The sequence below is a fragment of the Pectobacterium sp. CHL-2024 genome (genome assembly GCF_044751765.1).
GTDB classification, from domain to species: domain Bacteria; phylum Pseudomonadota; class Gammaproteobacteria; order Enterobacterales; family Enterobacteriaceae; genus Pectobacterium; species Pectobacterium brasiliense.
Genome location: NZ_JBIXKO010000033.1, coordinates 1 through 9,116 on the forward strand (window position 1 = coordinate 1; position 9,116 = coordinate 9,116).

8 protein-coding genes are annotated in these 9,116 nt (G+C 51.2%); 3 read left to right on the plus strand and 5 right to left on the minus strand.

Annotated features, from left to right (window positions below; genetic code table 11):
* Positions 1–96: 96 nt before the first annotated feature.
* From secF to queA, 5 genes are all read right to left on the minus strand, one after another.
* Positions 97–1,008, minus strand: a complete 912-nt coding sequence (gene secF / locus ACIPUG_RS21215) for a protein translocase subunit SecF (protein ID WP_051906119.1) — start codon at positions 1,006–1,008, stop codon at positions 97–99.
* A gap of 72 nt (positions 1,009–1,080) precedes the next feature.
* Complete coding sequence (secD, locus tag ACIPUG_RS21220; protein ID WP_071822569.1) at positions 1,081–2,928, minus strand: protein translocase subunit SecD; 1,848 nt, start codon at positions 2,926–2,928, stop codon at positions 1,081–1,083.
* 27 nt (positions 2,929–2,955) lie between these two features.
* Complete coding sequence (yajC, locus tag ACIPUG_RS21225; protein ID WP_010282033.1) at positions 2,956–3,288, minus strand: preprotein translocase subunit YajC; 333 nt, start codon at positions 3,286–3,288, stop codon at positions 2,956–2,958.
* Positions 3,289–3,414: 126 nt separating this feature from the next.
* Positions 3,415–4,560, minus strand: coding sequence for a tRNA guanosine(34) transglycosylase Tgt (tgt, locus tag ACIPUG_RS21230; RefSeq protein WP_010282031.1), 1,146 nt, complete (start codon positions 4,558–4,560; stop codon positions 3,415–3,417).
* 96 nt (positions 4,561–4,656) lie between these two features.
* Complete coding sequence (gene queA, locus ACIPUG_RS21235; RefSeq protein WP_010281822.1) at positions 4,657–5,724, minus strand: tRNA preQ1(34) S-adenosylmethionine ribosyltransferase-isomerase QueA; 1,068 nt, start codon at positions 5,722–5,724, stop codon at positions 4,657–4,659.
* Between the two features lie 131 nt (positions 5,725–5,855).
* Between queA and ACIPUG_RS21240 the strand changes: the two genes are divergently transcribed.
* The 3 genes from ACIPUG_RS21240 to ACIPUG_RS21250 all read left to right on the plus strand — a co-directional run bounded on the left by ACIPUG_RS21240 (position 5,856) and on the right by ACIPUG_RS21250 (position 8,876).
* Positions 5,856–6,437, plus strand: a complete 582-nt coding sequence (locus ACIPUG_RS21240; RefSeq protein WP_014914509.1) for an ACP phosphodiesterase — start codon at positions 5,856–5,858, stop codon at positions 6,435–6,437.
* Positions 6,438–6,775: 338 nt separating this feature from the next.
* Entirely contained in the window at positions 6,776–7,378 is a 603-nt protein-coding gene (locus ACIPUG_RS21245) for a peroxiredoxin C (protein ID WP_400340088.1), read from the plus strand.
* Positions 7,379–7,601: 223 nt separating this feature from the next.
* Positions 7,602–8,876 carry a mechanosensitive ion channel family protein gene (locus ACIPUG_RS21250; protein ID WP_039466883.1) on the plus strand — a complete coding sequence of 425 codons (1,275 nt, stop codon included), beginning with the start codon at positions 7,602–7,604 and terminating at the stop codon, positions 8,874–8,876.
* Positions 8,877–9,116: the final 240 nt, after the last annotated feature.

Genomic DNA, 9,116 nt, shown 5'->3' on the forward strand with positions numbered 1-9,116 from the left:
GCCAAAACCTACCGAAATATGGTGTTGGTTTATTAGCGCTGATTTGTGGGGATCCCTCAGCGCAACGCGGGTTTTTTTATGTTTACAGTCAGGAGATTAAGGCAGGATAGACGGTTGGTCCGCCCCTTCTTTTTCCACTTTCTGAACGATCAGGTGTTCGCGCTTCATACCCAGTTTCAGCGCCAGAGCGGAAGAAACGTAGATAGAAGAGATCGTACCGATGATCACACCGATAAACATCGTCAACGAGAAGCCATGCAACAATGCACCACCGAAGACCATGAGAATCACAATCATCGCCAGCGTGGTCGCCGATGTGATGATGGTACGATGCAACGTCTGTGTCAGAGAGATGTTGGTAATCTCGTAAGGTGTGCCACGACGAACCTTGCGGAAGTTCTCACGAATACGGTCAGATACCACGATCTTATCGTTAAGTGAATAACCAATTACCGACATCAGCGACGCAATGATCGTTAGGTCAATCTCAATAGAGAACAGAGACAGCAGACCCATCGTGATGATCGCATCGTGCGCCAAAGCCAGTACGGCACTCATCGCCAGACGCCATTCAAAACGAAAACCGATATAAATAAGGATAGCAATCAACGCAGACAGCAGCGCCAATGCGCCCGCCTGTGCCAAATCACTCCCCACGCTCGGCCCGACAAACTCAATACGTTTCACCGTCGCATGCTGCTGGAAGGTATCGTTCACCACCTTCAACACTTTGTTACCGAGCGCTTCGTTCTCGCTGCCAGAAACGGGTGGCATACGTACCATTACGTCACGGCTGCTACCGAAATTCTGCACCTGCGGCTCTGAAAATCCAGAGGTCTCTAATGAACTACGCAGGACATCGAGATCGATCGGTTTCTCAAGGTTAATCTCAATGACCGTACCACCGGTAAAATCGAGTCCCCAGTTGAAACCACGTACACCCATAATCGCGATAGAAGCGATAATCAGCAGACCGGAAATGACAAATGCCAATGTGTCCCAGCGCATGAAATCATGGACTTTACGCCCATGATTGAGTTGTTCAATGTTGTATTCCTGTTCCTGTGCCACAACGCACTCCTAGATAGACAGCTTGTTGATACGTTTACCGCCGTAAAGCAGGTTAACGATGGCACGAGTACCGACGATCGCCGTAAACATTGAGGTCGCAATCCCAATCGCAGTCGTGATAGCAAACCCTTTGATAGAACCGGTACCAACCGCATACAGGATGATGACTTTAATCAACGTCGTGACGTTCGCATCAACAATCGAACTGAATGCACCTTTGTAGCCCTCATGAATGGCCTGTTGCACGGAGCGACCATTACTGAGTTCTTCTTTGATACGTTCGTTAATGAGTACGTTAGCATCGACTGCAACCGCCAGCGTAAGCACGATACCCGCGATACCCGGCATGGTCAGCGTCGCCCCTGGCAGCAGCGACATCACGCCGACAATCAGCACCAGGTTAGCAACCAGTGCACTGGTCGCGATGACACCAAACTTCTTGTAGAAGAAGACCATAAAGAGGATCGATGCGATCAAGCCCCACAAACAGGCTTCCAGCCCCTGAGTGATGTTTTGCATCCCCAGCGTTGGTCCAATGGTACGTTCTTCAACAATCTGGATCGGCGCAATCAGCGCACCCGCACGCAACAGCAGAGAAAGCTGACGCGCTTCGTTCGGGTTATCAATGCCGGTAATACGGAAGCTGTTACCCAACCGCGACTGAATCGTCGCTACGTTGATCACTTCTTCGTGTTTTTCCAATATCGAACGGCCAGTCGCATCTTTCTTGCCGCTGTCTTTGTATTCCACAAAGAGCGTCGCCATCAGCTTACCGATACTGTCTTTGGTGAAGTTGGACATGGTGTTGCCACCCGCGCTGTCCAGAGAAATATTCACCTGAGGCTGGTTGTATTCATCCGTACTCGATGTCGAATCGGTAATATGGTCGCCCGTCAGAATCACACGCTTGAACAACACCACAGGTGAGCCGTCACGCATGTTCTTCACTTCAGAGTCGCCCGGCACACGGCCGTTCGCCGCTGCAGTTGCATCAGCATTACTGTTAACCAGACGGAATTCCAGCGTAGCGGTTGCACCAAGAATTTCTTTCGCGCGCGCCGTGTCCTGAATACCCGGTAACTCAACGACGATGCGATCGGCACCCTGACGCTGTACCAGAGGCTCAGCAACACCCAGTTGGTTCACACGGTTACGCAGGATATTGATGTTCTGCTGTACGGCGTATTCACGTGCTTCACGCAGACGTTCGTCAGACATCACTGCGCGTAGCAGGTTGCTGCCGCTGCTGCTGAGAACCAGATTACGGTGACGAGTCGTCAGATAGTTGATGCCCTCATCACGCGTTTGAGCATCACGGAAACGAATTTCGACACCGTAATTATCAATTTTACGCACGGAGGCATAAGGAATGTTCTTCTCACGCAGATCGCTGCGCAAAGAGTCCATGGTTTGTTCTTGTAGTTTACCCAGCGCCGTATCCATATCCACTTCCATCAGGAAGTGAACGCCGCCGCGCAGGTCAAGCCCCAGTTTCATCGGTTCAGCGCCCAACAACCGCAGCCAGGTTGGCGTAGCAGGTGCCAGGTTAAGTGCAACGACGAACTTTTCGCCCAGCTCATTAACGAGCGCTTCACGCGCACGGAGCTGAACATCAGGGTTAGAGAAGCGAGCCAGAATTGCACCGTTTTCCAATGCAATCGACTTACTGGTAATGTTCTGTTCTTTTAAAACATTCTGGACTTGGATCAGCGTCGTTTCGCTGGCGGCGGTTCCCCGCGCGCCAGTAACTTGTACCGCCGGATCCTCACCATATAGGTTAGGAAGTGCGTAGAGCAGGCCGACAAACAACACCACGACCAGCATCAGGTACTTCCACAAAGGATAACGATTTAACACGGCAGTTCCCTTCGGGAAAATCGGAAATTACAGGGCCTTAATCGTGCCCTTCGGCAGCACGGCAGCCACGAAATCACGTTTGATAACCACTTCATTGGTCTCGTTCAACGCAATCGCAATATAGCCAGTTTCGGACACTTTGGTTACGCGACCAACCAGACCACCGGTCGTTAAGACTTCATCGCCCTTGCCGATAGAATCCATTAACTTTTTGTGTTCCTTGGCGCGTTTTTGCTGAGGACGCAGGATCATAAAGTAGAAAATCAGACCAAAAACGGCCAGCATAATAACCAGAGAGTACGGGCTTCCCTGAGCCGGAGCGCCGGTTGCAGCTACAGCATCGGAGATGAAAAGACTCATTTAAATATCCTCTTTTTTGTCAAAAGATAAGCTATCAAAAAGATAAGTTATCAACCTTATAATCGTAAAAACGCTTCACAACAAAATACAATTCATAACAAGATACAATGCATAGCAAACGGACTATCAGCTGCTTGCGGCAACGTCTTTTTCAGCAAGCGGCGGAACCGGTTTGCCTATGCGTTGGTAAAAATCCACCACAAAGTGCTCTAATTTACCCTCTTCAATGGCCTGACGTAAACCTGCCATTAAACGCTGATAATAACGCAAGTTATGAATGGTATTGAGTCGTGCTCCGAGTATTTCGTTGCAACGGTCAAGATGATGCAAGTAGGCGCGGCTATAATTGCGACACGTGTAGCAATCACAGTGTTCATCCAGCGAGCTGACATCATCTTTATGCTTCGCATTACGGATTTTCACTACGCCATCAGTCACGAAGAGATGCCCGTTACGTGCGTTGCGCGTTGGCATGACACAGTCAAACATATCGACACCGCGGCGGACACCTTCGACTAAATCTTCCGGCTTGCCAACGCCCATCAAGTAGCGCGGTTTATCTTCTGGAATCTGCGGGCAAACGTGCTCCAGAATACGGTGCATGTCTTCTTTCGGCTCACCTACAGCCAAACCGCCCACAGCGTACCCATCAAAGCCAATGTCTACCAGCCCTTTTACGGATACATCACGTAAATCTTCGTAAACACTTCCCTGAATAATACCGAACAGCGCATTTTTATTCTCCAGCTCATCAAAACGCTGACGGCTGCGTTTTGCCCAGCGCAGTGACATCTCCATAGAGCGCTTGGCGTAATCCCAATCGGCAGGGTACGGCGTACACTCATCAAAGATCATGACGATGTCGGAACCGAGATCGTGCTGAATCTCCATCGATTTTTCCGGGCTAAGGAAAATCGAGTCCCCGTTGATCGGGTTACGGAAATGCACGCCCTGTTCGGTAATCTTGCGAATATCGCCGAGGCTGAACACCTGAAAACCGCCGGAGTCCGTCAGAATCGGGCCGTGCCAGTTCATGAAGTCGTGTAGATCGCCATGCAGCTTCATGATTTCCTGACCAGGACGCAGCCACAAATGGAATGTATTGCCGAGCAGAATCTGTGCGCCGGTCTCTTTCACTTCTTCCGGCGTCATGCCTTTCACCGTGCCGTACGTCCCCACGGGCATAAAAGCCGGGGTTTCCACTACGCCACGTTCAAAAATCAATCTACCGCGTCGCGCACGGCCGTCCGTTGTTTGTAATTCGTACTTCACTTAGCCTCCGGCATCAGAAAAACAGTCTGATGGTAATGATGTATTAACGCCTGACAGAGCGTGGTCTGTGGCGTTCCTATTATGTGGAAAGTGGGTTTAGCCCACGTTTTCCTGTTCGGCCATCGGATTGTGCGTAATAAACATCGCATCACCGTAGCTGAAAAAACGATATTGCTCTGCCACCGCCTGGCGGTAGGCAGACATCGTGTTCTGGTAACCGGCAAAGGCCGACACCAGCATGATTAACGTCGATTCGGGTAAATGGAAATTGGTCACCAGCGCATCGATAATGCGGTAGTGATAGCCCGGATAGATGAAAATTTTGGTATCGCCGAAGAACGGTTCGATCGCCGCGTTCTGGCTGGCCTGCGCGGCACTTTCCAGTGAACGTACTGAGGTAGTACCAACGGCGATCACACGATTTCCCCGCGCTTTGCACGCCAGAACAGCATCAACGACGTCCTGCGGTACTTCGGCATATTCGGCGTGCATGATGTGATCTTCAATCGTATCGACGCGTACAGGCTGGAAAGTCCCCGCCCCGACATGCAGCGTAACGAACGCCATGTCGATGCCTTTCTCACGAAGCGCGGCCAACATCGGTTCATCAAAGTGCAAGCCCGCCGTCGGTGCCGCTACGGCGCCTGGACGTTGGCTATACACCGTCTGATAAAGCTCACGGTCGGCATCCTCATCCGGCCTGTCGATATACGGTGGTAACGGCATGTGGCCGATATCATTCAGGATCGACAGAACATCGCGAGCATCATCGAAATGCAGCTCAAATAGCGCATCGTGGCGAGCGGTCATCGTGGCCTTGACGCTTTCGTCATCGCCCAGCAGCAGTTCCGTACCCGGTTTTGGCGCTTTTGACGCCCGAACGTGCGCGAGTACCCGATGGTCATCCAGCACACGCTCGACCAGTACTTCCAGTTTGCCGCCGCTGGCTTTACGGCCAAACAGACGAGCAGGAATCACGCGCGTATTGTTGAATACCAGCAGATCGCCGGGATTCAGTTTATCCAGCAAATCGGTAAACACGCCGTGCGTCAGATTTCCCGTCGGCCCGTCCAGCGATAGCAGGCGGCACCCACTGCGTTCTGCTTGTGGATAATGGGCAATCAATGATTCAGGAAGTTCAAACGAAAAATCGGTAACACGCATGGCAATTCACTTAGCTGTAATACATTAAAAATGGGCGGTCTAGTCTAGAGCCGCAAGCGCATGGCTGCAAGAAATAAGCACCTGAGTCGTGGAATGCATGATATCCAATAGAAAAGGTATATACTGTCACGATGAATTTTCTTGCCCACCTCCACCTGGCCACGCTGGCCGACAGCTCCCTATTAGGTAATCTGATGGCGGATTTCGTGCGCGGCAACCCGCAGGACAGCTACGCTGACGAGATCGTCGCGGGTATTCGTCTGCATCGTCGCGTTGATTCGCTGACCGACAGCCTGCCGGAAGTCAAACAGGCGCGTCAGTATTTCAGCGATGAATTCCGCCGCGTTTCGCCGATTACGTTGGATGTGCTGTGGGATCACTATCTTGCGCGTCACTGGCTACAGCTGGTGCCGGACACGCCCTTGCAAGCCTTTATCGACAGCGCGCAATCACAAATCGAGCCGCATCTGGCGCAAACGCCGGAACGCTTTCAGAACCTGAATCGCTATCTGTGGCCGGAACGCTGGATGACCCGTTACGCAGAGCTGCCGTTTATCGCCGATGTGCTACACAGAATGTCGGTACGCCGTCCGAAACTGGCTGCACTGTCCGGCTCTTTTCAGGATATCGAGCAGCACTATCACCAATTTGAAACACTCTTCTGGCAGTTTTATCCACGGATGATGCAATTAGCGAAAGCGCAGCAGCTGTAAGAAAGATCGCAACGTTTCCATTTTTCTACGTAACGTATACCCTAAATAATTCGAGTTGCATGAAGGCGGCAAGCGCACGAATCCCCAGGAGCTTACTCAAGTAAGTGACTGGGGTGAGTAAGAGTAGCCAACGCACAAGCAGCTTGAAGTATGACGGGTATTGTCCTTTCCATCAAAAGGGTTAATCTAGCCCCTTGAAAGGAAATAGCGATGAGTTCAATAGACAGAAGCTATCTCATTGATTGGTCTCTTTGCCTGTATTCACTTAGGCAGAGTCCCTATACTACTCGCTGTTTTTTATATCATCCGATCATTAACCGCTATCTACAGGAGTAATTATGGTCCTGGTAACTCGTCAAGCCCCAGACTTCACCGCAGCTGCCGTTTTAGGCAGTGGCGAAATCGTCGAAAATTTCAACCTGAAGAAGCACATCAACGGTAAAGCTGCCGTGATCTTCTTCTGGCCGATGGACTTCACCTTCGTTTGTCCGTCAGAGCTGATTGCTTTCGATCACCGCTATGCCGAGTTCAAGAAACGCGGTGTAGAAGTGGTTGGCGTTTCCTTCGACTCCGAGTTTGTTCACAACGCATGGCGTAAAACCCCTGTGGACAAAGGCGGCATCGGCGAAGTGCAATACGCGATGGTTGCTGACATCAAGCGCGAAATCCAGAAGGCCTACGGCATTGAGCACCCAGAAGTCGGTGTTGCACTGCGTGGTTCTTTCCTGATCGACAAAAACGGCGTAGTTCGTCACCAGGTGGTGAACGATCTGCCGCTGGGTCGTAACATCGATGAAATGCTGCGTACCGTTGATGCCCTGCAATTCCACGAAGAGCACGGCGAAGTATGCCCGGCGCAGTGGGAAAAAGGGAAATCCGGTATGGGCGCGTCACCAGACGGCGTAGCAAAATACCTGTCTGAGAACGCAGACAAGCTGTAATTCCTCATCCTGCCGACATGGCAATATGATGGCCAAGCCAGTCGCGATGCGACTGGCTTTTTCTTTGCCCGCAATTTATCCCTCTGTTCTTCTTCACCTCTCACCGTCTCTTCCGTGCGATATCTTAAATAATACAAAAGGTTGACTAGGGGCGCTAAATCCTTAGCCTTAAAGCCACATCGTGTTCATGCACGACAGATTCACTGGAATAAAAGGAGAACGCATGCAACAAAATCTCGCGCTATGGCTGAGAGAAGCTGGAATACAACACGCTAGCCTCATTGCGTTACTGATTGTTCTTGGGCTGATATTGCTCATTTCTGCCGTCATCCACCTGATTTTTCATCAGGTTGTGCTGAAAAGAATGGTACTGCGCTCACTCAATAAGCCGGGAAAAACCGAGGGACACGGGTGGAAGCAGGCGCTGACGCAACACAACTTATTTAACCGGCTGGCCTTCTTGCTACAAGGGGTGATCCTGAATATTCAGGTCTTTGTGTGGCTTCCCTCGCAGAGTGAAACCCGTGAAGCGCTAATCATCTGTTCCCAGGTGTGGATCATGGTTTTTGCGCTGCTGTCCTTGTTCTCGCTCCTCGATGTTCTGCTCAACGTTTCCGCCCGCACCAAAGTCGCCAGCCAGCTGCCGCTGCGCGGTATCTTCCAGAGCCTGAAACTGATCGCCACTATTGTCATCAGTATTATGGTGGTGTCACTACTCATCGGGAAATCGCCGCTGATTCTAATCAGTGGGTTAGGCGCAATGGCCGCCGTCCTGATGTTGGTGTTCAAAGATCCGATTATGGGATTGGTCGCGGGCATCCAACTCTCCGCCAATGACATGTTAACGCTGGGAGACTGGCTCGAAATGCCGAAATACGGCGCTGACGGGGCCGTTATCGATATCGGGCTGACGACGGTAAAAGTGAGAAACTGGGACAATACCGTCACCACCATTCCCACCTACGCGTTAGTCTCCGATTCTTTTAAGAACTGGCGTTCGATGTCCGAATCTGGGGGCAGGCGCATCAAGCGTAGTATCAATATCGATACCACCAGCGTGCATTTTATGACGGAAGACGAACAGGCGCGCTTACTGCGCAGCAAGCTGCTGTCGCCTTATATTCAGAATAAGAAGAGTGAACTGGATCAGCATAATGCCCAGTCCGACTCCGACCTGACATCACCGCTGAACGGCCGTCGTTTGACGAATTTAGGCACGTTCCGCGCCTACCTTCAGGTTTATCTGCGCACGCATCCGGGTATTCATAAAGGGATGACGTTGATGGTGCGGCAGCTTGCGCCAACGTCAGAAGGGGTACCGCTGGAGATTTATGCGTTTACCAACACAACCGCCTGGGTCGATTACGAAAGCATTCAGTCTGATATTTTCGACCATATCTTTGCGATCTTACCGGAGTTCGATCTCCGCATTCATCAAATCCCAACCGGCCACGATATGCGGGTCATGGCGCAGCAAATGACGGCCCCGAAAGCGTAATATCTCATGCAAAGGAACGAAAGCGGCTGACACCGAATGAAAACGGGAGTAACGGAATAGAAGAGTAAAGCGTTTGCGCCAGGGACAAAAACGTCAGGAACGTTTTTGAACGTCGCTTGCGACGGCCCTGCAAGGGTGAATCTCAGGGATGAGATTCATATCTGCGCAATCCGAGCGTACAGCTACCGTCTTGAGCGTCAAGCTGCTGTAGCGTAATTCTCGTCATACTTTTGCTGTTTC

Coding starts and splice junctions, on each gene's coding strand:
- secF (WP_051906119.1), bottom strand. CDS start 1,008: ATGCGCTGGGACACATTGGCATTTGTCATTTCCGGTCTGCTGATTATC.
- yajC (WP_010282033.1), bottom strand. CDS start 3,288: ATGAGTCTTTTCATCTCCGATGCTGTAGCTGCAACCGGCGCTCCGGCT.
- queA (WP_010281822.1), bottom strand. CDS start 5,724: ATGCGTGTTACCGATTTTTCGTTTGAACTTCCTGAATCATTGATTGCC.
- ACIPUG_RS21240 (WP_014914509.1), top strand. CDS start 5,856: ATGAATTTTCTTGCCCACCTCCACCTGGCCACGCTGGCCGACAGCTCC.
- ACIPUG_RS21245 (WP_400340088.1), top strand. CDS start 6,776: ATGGTCCTGGTAACTCGTCAAGCCCCAGACTTCACCGCAGCTGCCGTT.
- ACIPUG_RS21250 (WP_039466883.1), top strand. CDS start 7,602: ATGCAACAAAATCTCGCGCTATGGCTGAGAGAAGCTGGAATACAACAC.